Source organism: Paenibacillus sp. 453mf (assembly GCF_900116105.1).
In the GTDB taxonomy this organism is placed as follows: domain Bacteria; phylum Bacillota; class Bacilli; order Paenibacillales; family Paenibacillaceae; genus Paenibacillus; species Paenibacillus provencensis.
Map to the genome: position 1 here is coordinate 1 of NZ_FPAC01000006.1, position 14588 is coordinate 14588.

The 14588-nt window shown below is 35.6% G+C and carries 12 protein-coding genes; 10 read left to right on the plus strand and 2 right to left on the minus strand.

Going from position 1 to position 14588, the window contains the following annotated elements; genetic code table 11:
* The first annotated feature begins 802 nt into the window (after positions 1 to 802).
* From BM415_RS19735 to BM415_RS19745, 3 genes are all read left to right on the plus strand, one after another.
* Positions 803 to 1081: a hypothetical protein gene (locus BM415_RS19735; protein WP_090727518.1), complete on the plus strand. Its 279-nt coding sequence runs from the start codon at positions 803 to 805 to the stop codon at positions 1079 to 1081.
* A 228-nt stretch (positions 1082 to 1309) separates the two neighbouring features.
* Positions 1310 to 1795, plus strand: coding sequence for a hypothetical protein (locus BM415_RS19740; protein WP_090727519.1), 486 nt, complete (start codon positions 1310 to 1312; stop codon positions 1793 to 1795).
* 451 nt (positions 1796 to 2246) lie between these two features.
* A complete protein-coding gene (locus BM415_RS19745; RefSeq protein ID WP_090727521.1) occupies positions 2247 to 3131 on the plus strand; it encodes a DUF429 domain-containing protein in 885 nt (294 codons plus the stop codon).
* Between the two features lie 1505 nt (positions 3132 to 4636).
* Here BM415_RS19745 and BM415_RS19750 read toward each other — a convergent pair.
* Entirely contained in the window at positions 4637 to 5398 is a 762-nt protein-coding gene (locus tag BM415_RS19750; RefSeq protein ID WP_090727523.1) for a hypothetical protein, read from the minus strand.
* 1223 nt (positions 5399 to 6621) lie between these two features.
* On the opposite strand from BM415_RS19750, the gene BM415_RS19755 reads away from it, so the two are divergent.
* The 6 genes from BM415_RS19755 (at position 6622) to BM415_RS19775 (ending at position 10903) form a co-directional block, all read left to right on the plus strand.
* Positions 6622 to 7008 carry a hypothetical protein gene (locus tag BM415_RS19755; protein ID WP_090727524.1) on the plus strand — a complete coding sequence of 129 codons (387 nt, stop codon included), beginning with the start codon at positions 6622 to 6624 and terminating at the stop codon, positions 7006 to 7008.
* A 319-nt stretch (positions 7009 to 7327) separates the two neighbouring features.
* Entirely contained in the window at positions 7328 to 7795 is a 468-nt protein-coding gene (locus tag BM415_RS19760) for a hypothetical protein (protein WP_090727526.1), read from the plus strand.
* Between the two features lie 199 nt (positions 7796 to 7994).
* Positions 7995 to 8153: a hypothetical protein gene (locus BM415_RS25215; protein WP_170862567.1), complete on the plus strand. Its 159-nt coding sequence runs from the start codon at positions 7995 to 7997 to the stop codon at positions 8151 to 8153.
* 991 nt (positions 8154 to 9144) lie between these two features.
* Positions 9145 to 9822, plus strand: coding sequence for a hypothetical protein (locus BM415_RS19765; protein ID WP_090727527.1), 678 nt, complete (start codon positions 9145 to 9147; stop codon positions 9820 to 9822).
* Positions 9823 to 10037: 215 nt separating this feature from the next.
* Positions 10038 to 10304 carry a DUF7662 domain-containing protein gene (locus tag BM415_RS19770; protein ID WP_090727528.1) on the plus strand — a complete coding sequence of 89 codons (267 nt, stop codon included), beginning with the start codon at positions 10038 to 10040 and terminating at the stop codon, positions 10302 to 10304.
* Positions 10305 to 10366: 62 nt separating this feature from the next.
* Entirely contained in the window at positions 10367 to 10903 is a 537-nt protein-coding gene (locus BM415_RS19775) for a DUF3841 domain-containing protein (RefSeq protein ID WP_090727529.1), read from the plus strand.
* A 145-nt stretch (positions 10904 to 11048) separates the two neighbouring features.
* Here the strand turns inward: BM415_RS19775 and BM415_RS19780 are convergent, their stop codons facing one another.
* Positions 11049 to 12116: a PDZ domain-containing protein gene (locus tag BM415_RS19780; protein ID WP_090727530.1), complete on the minus strand. Its 1068-nt coding sequence runs from the start codon at positions 12114 to 12116 to the stop codon at positions 11049 to 11051.
* 723 nt (positions 12117 to 12839) lie between these two features.
* Between BM415_RS19780 and BM415_RS19790 the strand changes: the two genes are divergently transcribed.
* A complete protein-coding gene (locus BM415_RS19790) occupies positions 12840 to 13856 on the plus strand; it encodes a helix-turn-helix domain-containing protein (protein WP_090727534.1) in 1017 nt (338 codons plus the stop codon).
* Positions 13857 to 14588 lie beyond the last annotated feature (732 nt).

A 14588-nucleotide genomic window follows, 5' to 3' on the forward strand; every position in this document is an offset into this window, starting at 1 on the left:
TTACTGAATATATGTTTATGCATTTAACAATTTCAGAGCTATTCACTTCTTCCCTATTATAGAAGCCCTTTATGGACGCAGCGCCAAAGTAGTTTCCCTAGAAGCATTAATTATAAAATTAAACATGCTACTGAATATTCAACTGAATATAAATATATGTACTAAGTATACTCAGGATCTAATCAGAACTTACTCTGAGGAGATCCATAGGAGGTGACAGCTGTAGTTGTTACACTAGAAGAGATAATCATAAAAGTGACCACGTTACTGAATATAAAACTGAATAGAGGTATATGTTCTAAAAACATTGCGGAATTAAACAAAGCCTCATTCTAAGTAGATGTTTTATTGGTTGCAACCATAGTTGTTTGACTCAAAAGCATAAACATAAAAATAATCATAATACTGAATATATATATGAATATGAATATGAATATAACTAATAATATTACAGAATCAATCTGAGTGTATTTTTCTTTCTCTAAATGGTATTATATAAGCATAACTTTCTTGATTATTTTATTTTATTTTACTCCCAGCATGCGCATAGGGAGCTTTCTGAAAAGAATGCACCTAACAGGTGATCAAAGGCCAATTGCACACTATACGTGTGTTTAATCTTTGATCGTTGTTAGGTGCTTTTTTTGTGCCATACATCCCAATTATTAAGGAGGAATTCGTTCATGCCGTCAATTCTCATTATTTGAAGTTTCAGTTTATGTATTCTCTTTTTGAGTAAAAGACACTGCTGTAGTTGCTACTCATTATCTTATAACTATCTCACATATAGGAGTGATCAGTAATGATGAAAATCAGCTCGGTATTAACCAATTGGGCTACTCGTGCTCTCATAGAAACACCAGACTTTGATATTCAAGAATGTGTAACCATACAATTTGGCGATAATTTACTGTATGAGAAGTTCTTTCAAGAAATACGTGAAGCACGAGGTTGGTTAAATATTCAAAATGAATTTAGACTTAGAAGTGTTAGGGCAGAACAACACAAGCTCATTGATCTTCTTAACGAAAAGATCGAATCTATTTATCCGATGAGAAACGATACCTTCGCAAGAAACTAAAGCTTGAGAGTCATTAAACAAATTTTGAAGATCATCGAAGATACTCTGCACAACTACCAATAAGCCTATTCAACAGGAATGATGATAACATTTACACCCTGCTAGCAGCAAAATGTGTGCTAAGCAGGTCAGTGCTTCAGGCCAATCACATTCTTATAAAAGTCGAACATACGCCAACTCTATTTCAACTGTCGTGACGACAAAATACTATATAAAGGGGTTATTTGTATGACAGAATCATTAAACGAACGGTTTTGTGTTTATGCCGAAAGTCTAACTTCCTCAGATGTTCAGATGGATCCGAATATAGGATTGGATATTGCTGAAAAAGTCGGAGTAAATAAGCTCCAATTTTATAAAGAAATAAGTATCCCCTATTCCGTATCAAAATTTGCGGAGAATATCCTGAGGAGTAAGAACAGTAATCCTAACTATGATCTTGATGATACTATTGATATTTACTCCACTTCGTTCACCACTAATTATGGTGAATACGGTATTGATATTAAATTTTGTAATGGGACACCCTCGTATGTAGAGCCTATTCTTATTGATATTACTCCTACTCGTGCATCAACTCTAAAGCAATCATTAGATGTTCGCGCAACTCTTCTAGGTGAATACCAATTTGAGATCGAAGAAAATGAAATGATCCTGTGTTTTAAAGTTATAATCGTTACGGAAGACCCCGAGTTTAATGAGGTCACTCAATGAATCTCTACTAATTCGTCAGGATGAATTCGTTACCCGGAACTTTGCTCACAGTGTGTCTATTAGCAGGTGACCCTTTTCCGGGTCTTCCTGCCGATATAATAACCTTCCATAAAAGTAGAAAGACAAAACAGATTAGCTATACTGTTCCTGCGTTCATTGTTATGAAATAGAAAACAAACCGATAACCGCTTCATTTTTATTAGAGTTAGATTATTAGAGTATAGATTCTATGAAGATATTTGGATCCATGAGGACGTGAATGAGTTTCCTGCCATGTTTGCATATATTTTCTTATCAGTAAGCTGTTAGATTCATGTTCACCTTTGAGTGACCTTTGGTTCACCTATAGGTGACCTAAAGGTGATCTTTCGGTAAACTTCTTAACTTAGTGGTTATCCTGGATATCGAAAGACTCTGTTGCAGTAAACGCACGATAGAAAGGAGAAGTAATTTGACTTACATCATTATTGGATATGACCCTGGAGGGAATCATGCGAATGGTGTCTCATATTTAAAGGTAACCTCTGATCTTAGAATAGAGGATTTTGATTCTACAATCGTTAGCACTTGTGACGAAGCGTTATCCTGGCTCTTTGATGATCAAATGATTAACCCAGATGAAGTTATTGCAGCGGGAATTGATTCTTTTTTATCTTGGCCGACTATAGGTGTATTCCGGCCAATGGACGATTTCCTTAAAAGGGAGTATCCAGAAGTAAAGTCCAGTATCTTTTCAGTTAATTCTGCTTTTGGGGCTATGGCAATCCAAGGGGTTATCTTTGCACAGATCCTTGCAAGTGTTTCTCCTAACCTGCAACTTTTAAATGAAACTCATCCAAAGGTTGCCTACCATGCTCAGACGGCCCGTAGACATGACTACTTTGCCAAGAGGGATAATGCTGTCGATGATATAAAAAATGAGCAGGTAGATCACTTTAAGTCAGTTAGAAAGGTATATAACGAATTAAATGCTACCCGCATGTGGAAAGAACTTTTGGATTGGATTGGTCTTTCTGCCAGTTCAAAGTATTCAAAGAGTCTAAACATGTCACCACAAGCAATGGATCATGAGTGGGACGCAATATATTCCGCATGGTTCACGTATCAATTTGGTATAATGACACCTGGTCGGAATTTGATGCAACCTAACAGTGATGAATTTCTTTCAGCATACCTCAATGATGAACAAGCAGCTCAGATCAGTTCTCTGCGCAACAGTAAAATTTCTGGTAATGGCGCGATAAAAATTGCTGAGATCTTTAAGGAACGAATTATGATTCCTAAAGGTATCGAGGGAAAGGTCACCTATTATTGGCTTCCTGCTAGCCACCAATAGACAGTCTGTTTCAAAAAAAGTTCTAACACAATATTGCTTCAACGATGACTATTATCGCTCATTGTATGAGTAGACTGCTAACAATCTATATGTTATTGCTTACTCTAATAGGAGTTCTAGTAATGTTACTACTATTATGGGCGAAAATAAGTACATGTATACTATCCTAAAAAGATGAGTGATAAATTATTTCGTTAATTGAAAGACATTGAAATCTTCACCGGACACGAGATACTGCATAAAAATCGAATGCTGTGGATGAATTTGAAGTTTAGTTTAAGTGGTTAGAATATGAGGGGCACACGTTAAACTGCACCTACTGCGGAAACTTTAGTAACGATAACAATCGAATATTCTAGTCTCCTGGTCAACTAGAATATTCGATGTTATTTTTTTATATAGATGAACTCGTATAATATTCAGCATATTACCTCTTACAATGATTTTGATATGTTTAAACGTTTTTATTGATTCGCAAACATATCTTAAGGTTTCTTAAGCTAAAATTCCTCTTTCCCCCTCACCTGAAGGATGAAGCTGAAATCCTTGATAAATCAGGGTTTTTCTTCATAACTGAGTTTTAAGGAGTGATTTTGATAAAACAATTAGAACAGCTAATACAAGTTTAGAACCTATGAATGTAACATGTGTTATTGATGAAAAGAATTCGGATTAAATATGGTATGTATTCGGTTATTCATTCAATCTCAAACGTATCGACTAGTGATATATAACCTTTTTTAACTTCCTCTTTTAGAAGTGAAGGAAGCTAAAACCCTTGATATATCAGGCTTTTTCTGAATTTTGATCTTGAATGACGGTAAATAAGGCGAAGATTTGGGGAGGGGTGCAACACATGCTTAACATTATATGACCTTAATTAGCAGTCATATATTTACACTATTAATGTTCTACGTAATAAAAATTTAAGCGAGAGTGAAATTTCGAAACCTATTTCGGTTAATTCATAAGAAAGCGTGAAGATTTATCTTAATAAAGAGATGACTGATTTTTTGATTTGTTTATGCTGGATCAAGAAGGAGTTCAGCATATATGTTAGAATGCGGTTGTGAAGAACGGCTAGTTCGGACGATGAACTAGCCGTCAAATAATTTTTTGAAATATGATACTCGTAGTGAACAGTGAACATTGTTTCTCTTTAGGTTTAGATTAAAAGCTAGCAATACAAATGTTCTTTTTGAATTTAGTGAATTCTCGCCAGCTTGGTTAGCTATTCTTCTTGACAATTATTAAGCTAAATTCACTTGTTCGATCAATTCATTCAATATTTATTTTGAGTCATCGGAGTGTTCCTATCCTGCCGCGAAGATTTACCTCGTATTTCACCAATAACTCGAACCTCTAGCTCTTTGTATATTCTTTCCTCTCGTTGATTGAAGAGAGATTGATAGGACAAAGCATATTTCTCAGCATATTTTTTTACATACCATAAGAGTATATTCATATTACTGTTCAGTTTTATATTCAATCTTTTAATAAGTTAACTATAAGATCATATATAGTGCAATCGATAAAATTGCTGATCCAAATAAGGTGAATAGTATTTTGAGATTCTTGCCTAAATAATCCTTGGAATCACTTACATCATTATCAAGCAAGTATTCAAAGAAGTTGTTTTTAATCCATTCAGGGTCATAATTCATCGGCTTTTGCTCTAAGGAGCTATATAAAGGTATTAGATCATTTTTCTTAAGTGATACTTCCTTAACACGATAGCCTATATTAACAGTGTAAAGTACGAATAGACTGATGATCCTTTGAAAGCGCAAATAATCATCAAGAAGATATATCCTATAATAGTGAAGGTTTATACCATCCGTAACTACCTTTTCCCCTTGTGCTATCTGTTTGCCAGTTACGTCTACAAAGAGGAGCTGCATTGTCTTGTTTTTTAACAAGCAGTAGACCCTAACAATATCTTTCCCAAGAGTTATGGTGTAGTAATTGTTTGTGGATTCCTTACAGTCTTGATTTATCAAACCTAAAAGATTGGCATGATTGTCGTATATCCCGCAGCACTCAGTTATCTCTTCCTTTGAGATCCATTTATTAGAGAGTATATTCCTGGACTCTTCCAACGAACTAGACTGGGTTTCGTAAATTAACTTTAAATTCGGATAGAATAATTGAGTAGTGAAAGATTCTTTTGAGTAAGACGTGCGTCCAAAATAACTTAAATTCCCATTTGTAAGTATTTCAAAGACCTGCTCCAGATTTGATTTTGTTTGTCTAATTTCAATGATCAAGAGTGATTCCCCCTTCATAGAACTTATCAAAAATAATAATTTCAACTCGATATAGTGGTATCATCGTTTCGAAAATAAATGATTAAACTTACTTGTCTCTAGAAAATCTCTTTAGAGTTTTCCTTCAACAAATCTCCTCCCCTGAAAGCAGAAAGTTTACAAAAAAAAAGCACCACAAAGGAAATTGTTCCTTCGCGGTGCTTCCACGCTATAATATTCACTTACTACTATTGTAACAATATATTTATTGAGAATCTATAGAGGGGAAAATCAAACAAACGCTGTTTACCGAGTGGCTAAAGATGGCATACTCATACTTCGACACAAATTTATATTCATGTTCATATGCAATTAACTATTCAGTTTATTAAACACGATTTATGACAGGTGGATCCTCAGAAAGTTCGGTGAAAAATCTACCAATGTATCTAAATTCTATTGTCGGATTGTATGATTGAATGAATGAAGCCGTATGTTAACCATCATAATGTATATACTCAATGTGCGAACCATCATAATCATCGAGATAGCCAACAGCGAACATAGTCCGGGTAGAAGCTATTTATCAACCTCTTGAATGATCTCCATGTGACTACTTATCTAACTCTGCAATTACGATACCCTAGAGATGCTTGTGTGCTAATTACGATCCACTGGATTACGTTTGTTATATTCCGTCTAAGGACAAAATCTCTTTTCTAATTTATGAAAATGTTCATATAAGTGTTCAGTTTTTTATGCATATTCAAGAATACTTCAATATTTTTGTGAATATAATATGCAATGCTAAATTCCGGATCCACCATGGGTGATTAGATTTGTCGTTGTTCATCACTGCAATTTACTTAATCCTACAACTATCTATCTTTAAATACTGCGGAAAATATTTGTTGAGGCGAATATGAATATATATAACAAGAAATAAACATTTAAATATAAAACTGAATACATTAATAAATAGTAATATGAATATGAATATATGATGTTACATAAGAGTTTTCTGATAAAAGTTTTCATTTCTGTACTGTACAGCATCAAGAATCTGTAATATGATTTTCCATATACCTTGATCTTAACCATAATTAATTATTACTCTCCCGCAGACGCAGGAGAGCATTCTAAGCATCTTTGTGAAACATTGGGGACGTATGTTTTGTCCATCAATGGTTCATTAAAGATGCTTTTTTATTTTTGCAAAACTCAAAAAAGAAGGAGAAATAATCTTGATTACAAAAACTAAACAAAGCACATCAAAAGAAATTAGAGGTAGTCAATGGGAAGTAAAATACGTTACAGATCTCAGCATTCAATTTAATTCTAAAAATGTGGATTATGAGTACTGGTATCGTATATGCACGGATTCCTTTCAAAGTTCCATTCTGGATGGGGAACTGCAGGACATTGAAATGTTCGATAGGATACTTTTAGGACTAGAATCTTGCGAGCATACTTCTCTAAATATGCAGCAATTGCAACGATTACTGATATCACTAGGGACATCCAAACATCAGTATCGAAATGCAGAAAACTTTGAACTATACCGAGCAACGGAAACCTGTGAAAATGAATTGAAAGCCATCATTTACAAAACAATGCTCAATAATAATTGATGGTATTTCCAACGAAGTCCTTTCCTGATAAAATAGCATCATACCTTACTATTTAAACAAAACTTACTTTCCCGCACGCGCGAGAAAGCATTCTCACGAAACAATGCACCTGGCAAAGGTGAACTGAGGCTTAATTACACACTATAAGTGTGTCTTAAACTTTGGACCTTTGCCAGGTGCTATTTGTTTTGCGCCTATATACCAAAGAAATCTTGATGGGATCAAAATAAAAAAAGGGAGGTGCTCTCTTGTAATAACTTCACTCTATTCAGTAGCGGGTCATATCCTGCAATCTTTATTAAACGGAGGCCAAGTATATATGATAGAACATGTAAAATACACACATTGCGATAAATTGTTGCATACAGCTGAGGAAATTGAAAAAAATGAAAGTATCCTTTGCCACCAAACAGGAATCAAAAAGAAGGGAAGTTATGACTGTTTCTATGCACTTGCTTATAAGCTTCGTAATCAATCACAGATCCCTCACAAATACTTCGAAATAGAGTCCTTACTTCTTTACAACGTCTCACTGAGTTCGGATCCCAATAGATATCAGGAATATGCTGTCTATAAAAGAGCAGAAGATGACAGTTACACAAAAGTAGAATCTATAACTGTGAACGGTCCTTCGAGTGTTTCCAATTTGGCGAGGATCTTGATGAGTATCAATAAACAGCCAATATCTAATTTTGTAGATCAAATCAAAGCTTATGATGATATGCTAACAGGACATGAATTCGAGATCTTCAAACAACGTTTTGCAGATTTCGAAGCTGCATACTAAAGAAGAAATTTTGAATGACATTAGAGAAGGAGGCATATCACCACAAAGCAGGGGGTTAGTAAATTGAGCATGATAAATTTTAAATTTAACGAATGGTTTTGTAGAAATTAATATTTGGTGGTTCATTAAAAGGAGTTATGTACTCATTCGATTACCGACCACCAAAGTTCATTTTATTATTTAATAGGGGATGATTACGTTGTCAATGTATCAAAGAAGATTAGACGCAATTATGGAGAATCATGACTGCAATACGTCAGAAGCTATTGAAATAATGAAGTTTGAATTTGCTCACGATGAATTGCCACTTGAAGACGAGATTGATCTAATCATGCGTGGCCCTGAAGAAGATGACTAAACACAATTATTATTTTGTGCGGCAGATCATCGAAGTTAAATGTGTAGTAGCTAACTAACAAAACAGATGGGAATGCATTATATAAGACTAACTTAATAAATTTATCAAACGCAATATCTAATTTAATCAAATAAACACTTCATCATGAAAATTATTAACTTGTAGATTTAGATTCTTAATATACTAAACGATCGGGTAAAATACAAACATATGATAGCCATATGATTTGATACTCAAAATCTCAATAGAATTGGATAAGGATTTTTCATATATGTGAGTTAATGAGAAGAGGCCGAGTCAACGAAAGTGACTCGACCTCCTCTATCCGTTAATGCGCATTTTTCGTCCTACAACCCAATAGGAGAAAAGAAAAGGATAACCCTTAACTAAATTATATAAGGGACAATAATAACCCGCAAATTTTTGAGCAATATATTTTATGCCTGTTCAAACAGCTGTTTAGGGATATCAATAATTTTGGACTATCTTCAAAATAATCACTTGCACCTTGCGAAGATAAAAATAAAGACAAAGATATTCATCCACTACTTTAAGAATTGATTAGTGGTATGGCAAGTGTCTTAGTTCTCATAAAAATATGGAAATATATGATTCTCCTTATTCTCTCTCCAGCAAGTGCATAGGAGAGCGTTCTATTCATTAGAAACACCTGACAAGGTCCTAAAGAAAATCAACACTATCAGTGTGTCTTTCTTTGGAAACTTGTCAGGTGTTTTTGTTTACACCTGAAACACAGATTATAAAAAAGGAGGCGATTTGTGTGATGCCTAATTAAGATCCAATGGAAATTATAATGATATGATTTAAGTAATGTGAAGCAGCTGATAACTGCTGTTACCGTAACCTATAGGTGAGGAGTCAATAAGAGAAAAACTCTACTTTATGGACTGAGACAACAATGAACAAATCGTGTGTTAGATATACGAGCAAGATTAATTAACCGCATATTGGTTAAGAGGGGCACCAGACAATGAATGCTGGCAGTCTCTCTTTTTATTTTCTTTCAACGAGGAGTGGTAAAGTGTTAGGAGCAAAGATTAATTACAAAAAAGCGATATCATATTTAACGAAGGATCTTCATGTTGAGTGGGTTCATAATCCTTTCTTAGATCGAATGTCCTTGACTCACTACACATCGGCAGCAATAAAAAATGAAGGGAAGATTGAAATCTATGGCGAGATGTATACCATAGATGAAATGGAGAAACTTTCAACTGAGACCGAGGGGAGAATATCAGAATTTACTTTTGGACCAGGAGGTAGCGAAGGGTACATTCTATTGTTAAAAATGGAATCCTGCCAAATATTGAAGGCAAAGACATTTGACCGTAACACATTTGAATTGTTCATGAATTGGGTGAATGCGTTGGAATCTTCTAATTACGAGGAAAATTACAGAAAGCTTTACGAAGCGGTTCCGGTAGGAAGTATTTTATATGTTGTGGATCTCAAGGCATCTGAGAAAAGAATATTACCCTACCGTCTAGAAAGATACGATCCACCCACTTCAGATGAATATCCCTTCCGTCTGGTAGATGTGAGTCCCGGAAGTTCTGGCACATACCTCTTATCCAAAGGGTGGGAGTCGTGGTCTAATATCTTTTATCGTATTGAAGATGCAATAGCATTTTTGAATAATAACAATTAGACGTAAATGAAGGCAGCCGTTAGTACGATGTAAAGCTCATAAATCAATTGTAATCGACAGATGAGTAATTAAGACGATGAGTAATTAACATGGATGATTAAAATCCTTTAGATTTGCTTTCAATCACAATACTGAATCACATATCTCCAATTACTAGATGAATTTTCACCCTACATGGTAATATACAGTAATCACCGAAAGGAGATATGATACAAATGTTTAAATTTGAAAATATATCTAGAGTTCTTCAATTAACAGACAACAATCAAGCGACATTAAAGATTGAACATTTAAATGAATTAGTAAAAGAAATAGATCCTGACGGCTTTCCAAATTCTGCGTATGATAAAAGTTGGAGGACTTGGTGGAGCAACAATAAATCGTCCCCCAAAAGACAATGTCACGCCTGGTTAAGTGTTGGATGGCAGACAGACGTATCAAAGAGTAAGCAAGGAGAATATATTACGTTCATAAGAGAATAGACGCTTAACAATAATCTAATTAAACTATATGTTTATAGAAAACCGGAAGGGAAAGCAGTTAGATGATTTATTGGAGTATGCAAACAATAGAAGCCTGGGAAGCAGCTCAATCTATAGGCTATTTAGAAGGTGAACCAGAGCGAGCGATGTTTCCTGATCCTTATGTATGGATGATACAACAAATGCATAAGAGATTGCCCAACTATAAAGGTGAGTATCCCATATGGCTATGGCCGAAGAAGCCCGACATGAGGAGTACTGGTCACTTCATCGGTGGAACGAAATGTGTAAGATTAACTTTGGATATTGATGAGAAAGATGTTCTTATTTCTGACTTCGATGGATGGCATATGGTGTTAAATAATTTTTTTAACTCAGATAATGAAAAAGAAGCTGAAGATTTTGATAATGGAAAACTAAGTACTACATTAGAAGAAAGCTGGGAACGAATTTTTGAGTTTGATAGGAATGTTGATACTAAATGGGCTGGAAATGGTGAATGGAGACAAGGAACAACAGGACGTATTTACTTGGATAAAGTGAAAAAGGTAGAACACTTTGTAACTCGAAAATCTGCAGATGAAAGTCGCATGAAATGAATGTAAGCAGGAGTTGAAAACAGCTGAGGGCAAAAGAGCCGATATCTTGTTAATAGGGGATATATAATCAAGGTCATTCAATCTAAATCAATGTAAATCAGATGAGAGGCGGGCACGCAATTTGCCCGCTTATTTTCACTTTCATCTAAGTTTCTGTCAGATATTTGATTGCCTCAGAAATATTTCGTACACCAATTAGTTCTATGTCACCAATTGAGAAAGCCTTTCGTACTTCTTCTATTTGCGCCTCTTGAAATTTCGGATAAAAGAAAACATCAGCATTCTCATTTACTGCCGTAAGGACTTTTAAATCAAGGTTCCCGATAGGCTTTATATCTCCGCCTCGTGTAATCCCGCCAGTGCCTGCGATTATCCTACCCTTAGACAAGTCAACGCTAGGCTCGAGCTTCTGGATAAGACCGAGTGTAAGAATAAATCCTCCAGATTCTCCTATATAAGTTCGATCAAGTTGTATCACATCATCATCATTCAGACCATCAAATGTGAATTGATGTTTCAAATATACTCCTAATGTTGCACGGCCACTACTGTCCATTTCTTTTATCTCAATAGGGATTCTAATAATATTGCCTTTCCGCTGCACCTTAACGGTTACGGTATCACCGATATGAAATGATTTAAGAAAAAAGTATATATCATCTGTAGATTCGATAGGCTCACCGTTCAATTCTATAATTTCGTCTCCAACTTGTAGCGGAACTCCAGTTTGAAACTTTTCGGGATGATGAATTACGATAGGTCGCGATATTTTTTCTTCCCATTCTATTTTATGATAGACCATAGCAGCCTTAATAATATCGTGTTTCATAAAGGGAACTAACTTCTTTCCAAGAATATTGAGATCGTTTTTAGTAAAATCAGTCACTGTATCTGATGAAGAAAAATGACTATTAGTATTTCTCAATTCATACCCATTGAGATTCAGTGCAAAACGGTTCCATCGTGTTGTTACCTCCACCTCTCTTACGTAGGTCATATGCAAGTTAGTTTTCAAGGAGATATTTTTTACCTTGGAGATCGGCTCTGCATTTATGAAGTCATCAATTTTAACAATATGACCTGGAGCGATCCAAGTCTCTGGTGAGGGGAGTGGTCGTTGAAGATACCACATAAAACCCACGGCAATCAATAGACACACGTTTATTATAGTCATTATTCTCACCATTCGTTTTCTTCGATTATATCGTTCCATCGTTCACCCCGTATTTAAGCGCCTGCTCCGATTATATATATAAACAGTTATGTAACCGATCAAAGAATCTACTAGTGTTGTAATTTTTTATCCAGTTAAATGGTACAATAATTCCACATATTGTGCATTAACCTAATTACCTAGCTCCGACCCCAGGATACGGACAATTCCAAACCCTGCATTTACTCGAAACTATGAATAAAGAAAATGATAGCCCATTATGAAAGGAATAGAAATGGTAATATACCTATCGATGTTTTTCTTGATACTTTGGATATAATGATTGAGTCAGGGGTTGACCTAACAAAAAAGAATAATCATGGTGAGACTTTGATTTCAAAGATTGAATCAATGGTTGATTCAGAGGATATCCTCCACCAGATTGAGGAACACATAGCTAAATACCAATATTAGCGAAATGCTTCGTGTCGCTCTTTCATGAAGATAATTGATATCATGTCTAGTCTTCATTAAGCTAGAAGGAAAGGTTAGTAAACAGCAAGAAGTAGTCTGCCGGTAGGCAGCTGCTTCTTTTTAATTTGGGTCGGGAACTTTGTTTCAACACGATCGTAAGTCACAGTCAAAAGTTCTTGTCCTGAGCCAGGTTACATACAGTTGAGATCGTGTCTTTATGATCTGATAACGGTTCTTGTTTTTTAAATTACGGTTCGTTTAAGATATAATAAATTCCATATCATATCAAATGAGAAAAGAGGCTTTCTTATGACCTCGATTATTGGTGATTATAATAATCGTCAAGAGGAGCTTAAAAAAACGCTCGAATTGATGTTAGAACATTTTGAAATGCTACCAGATGCCCCATACCAAGTTTTCAGGATAGAGGCTGAAATTCGCGATTACGAGTTACGGAAAGAACGCTTAAACCGTAAGTTCTCTTATCTATCTTGTAATCTTTGTAAGCAACCGATTTATGACGAAGACACCCCTGTAACTCTCGGCAGCAATGGTCACTTTCAAATATGTCCGCGTTGCATTAAAACAATTAATCAGGTGAAGGGGACTACAGAACTTGAGGAACAGTTTGGAATTACAAGCCCGGGAACTCTTAAACAAGATTGTAATGGTCCACTCCAACCACTGCAGGAAGTAGGGCTTGTGAGGAAATCAGAGAAATGCTGGCTGGTACATGAGATTGTTGGTGTCATCTTTTACCGTGTTGGACGAAAAAAACATAACGTAATGAATTCGTGGATCGATGAATTAATTAATCAGCTAGAGGTGCTGAGGAAACAGAAAAAGCTGCTGGAAGATCTACGACCATTTCCTGAATCCCATTCTCAGTTGTTTAGTCTCGAAGCACAAATCCAAGATCTACAAACAAAGGTGGATCGAGTTCAAGGGGGGAGACTGCCGTATCGTTGTTCCCAATGTGGAGTGTGGTTAAAAGAACTAGGTAAGCCCACATTCTTTGGTACGTATACGATATGCTCTAAATGTAAGGAAATCGTTACTAATGTAATGACAACCTCTGAGGCTGAGAAGAAGCATGGCCTCCCACTAGGTACAATTCGACGAGATAATGCCAGGGGACTTTTTGACCGTTATAAAGAAAGTGGTTTATTTCGACTATCAGGTAATATTTGGCTACTACATGACGTGGTAGTGCTGGATAAGTACAAAGAACTGAAAAGTGCGGAGTCTAGCCATAGCCCCAAAAATGATATTTCAGCTGATCTATTACAGAGGTCTGCTTCAATATTTAATAGATTGAATAAATGAGATAATTAAGAGAATATCAGTCTTCACTCGTTAGTTATCGCCATTGTCTGGTCTATAATAAGAACGAACTTATTCATCTTATAGAGGGAGTGATGGGGATGAACTACCGCCCGTTATCAATGCAGTCTTGCTGGAGGAGATTGCTGCTCGCTTAGATGATTCTAATCCAAATATGGAGAATCCTATAAGTGACTTACGTTTAGCTTTTAAACCTGGTGAATCTACCGGTGATCAGTTTATTGCACTACTGCATAGAGCGGCCAAACTCGGATTAATTTCAGGGGTTAGCTTTGTGTACCGGTACGATGGGGTTCCAGACGATGCAGTATGGACAGGAGCGAGGCTCCTGCTTGCAGGTGAAAACCTTCTAAGGAGATCAAGTTGAAAACGGTGCCTCTACTCGATATGTAGAGGCACCGTTTTCATTTGATTAATTACAGATACACAGTAAACTGAATACTAAATTGAATATTTGATTAATCATTAATTTGATCATTAAAATGATCATTGAATTGATCATATTTCAACACAATTACTTTCCATGAACTGGCTTTGATGATAGAATAAAAACATACCTTTTCTTATTAATTTTTGTTCTCGCTTGGGCATGAGGACCATTCTAACCAAAATACACTTCAACAAGTGATCAAACATGTTTTTTGCATGCTTCCCCCAGTTGGGTTTGATCATTGGTTGAGGTGTATTTTTTATTGCCTCTATAACCAAAATTCA

Coding starts and splice junctions, on each gene's coding strand:
- BM415_RS19735 (WP_090727518.1), top strand. CDS start 803: ATGATGAAAATCAGCTCGGTATTAACCAATTGGGCTACTCGTGCTCTC.
- BM415_RS19740 (WP_090727519.1), top strand. CDS start 1,310: ATGACAGAATCATTAAACGAACGGTTTTGTGTTTATGCCGAAAGTCTA.
- BM415_RS19760 (WP_090727526.1), top strand. CDS start 7,328: ATGATAGAACATGTAAAATACACACATTGCGATAAATTGTTGCATACA.
- BM415_RS19765 (WP_090727527.1), top strand. CDS start 9,145: ATGAATGCTGGCAGTCTCTCTTTTTATTTTCTTTCAACGAGGAGTGGT.
- BM415_RS19770 (WP_090727528.1), top strand. CDS start 10,038: ATGTTTAAATTTGAAAATATATCTAGAGTTCTTCAATTAACAGACAAC.
- BM415_RS19775 (WP_090727529.1), top strand. CDS start 10,367: ATGATTTATTGGAGTATGCAAACAATAGAAGCCTGGGAAGCAGCTCAA.
- BM415_RS19780 (WP_090727530.1), bottom strand. CDS start 12,116: ATGGAACGATATAATCGAAGAAAACGAATGGTGAGAATAATGACTATA.
- BM415_RS19790 (WP_090727534.1), top strand. CDS start 12,840: ATGACCTCGATTATTGGTGATTATAATAATCGTCAAGAGGAGCTTAAA.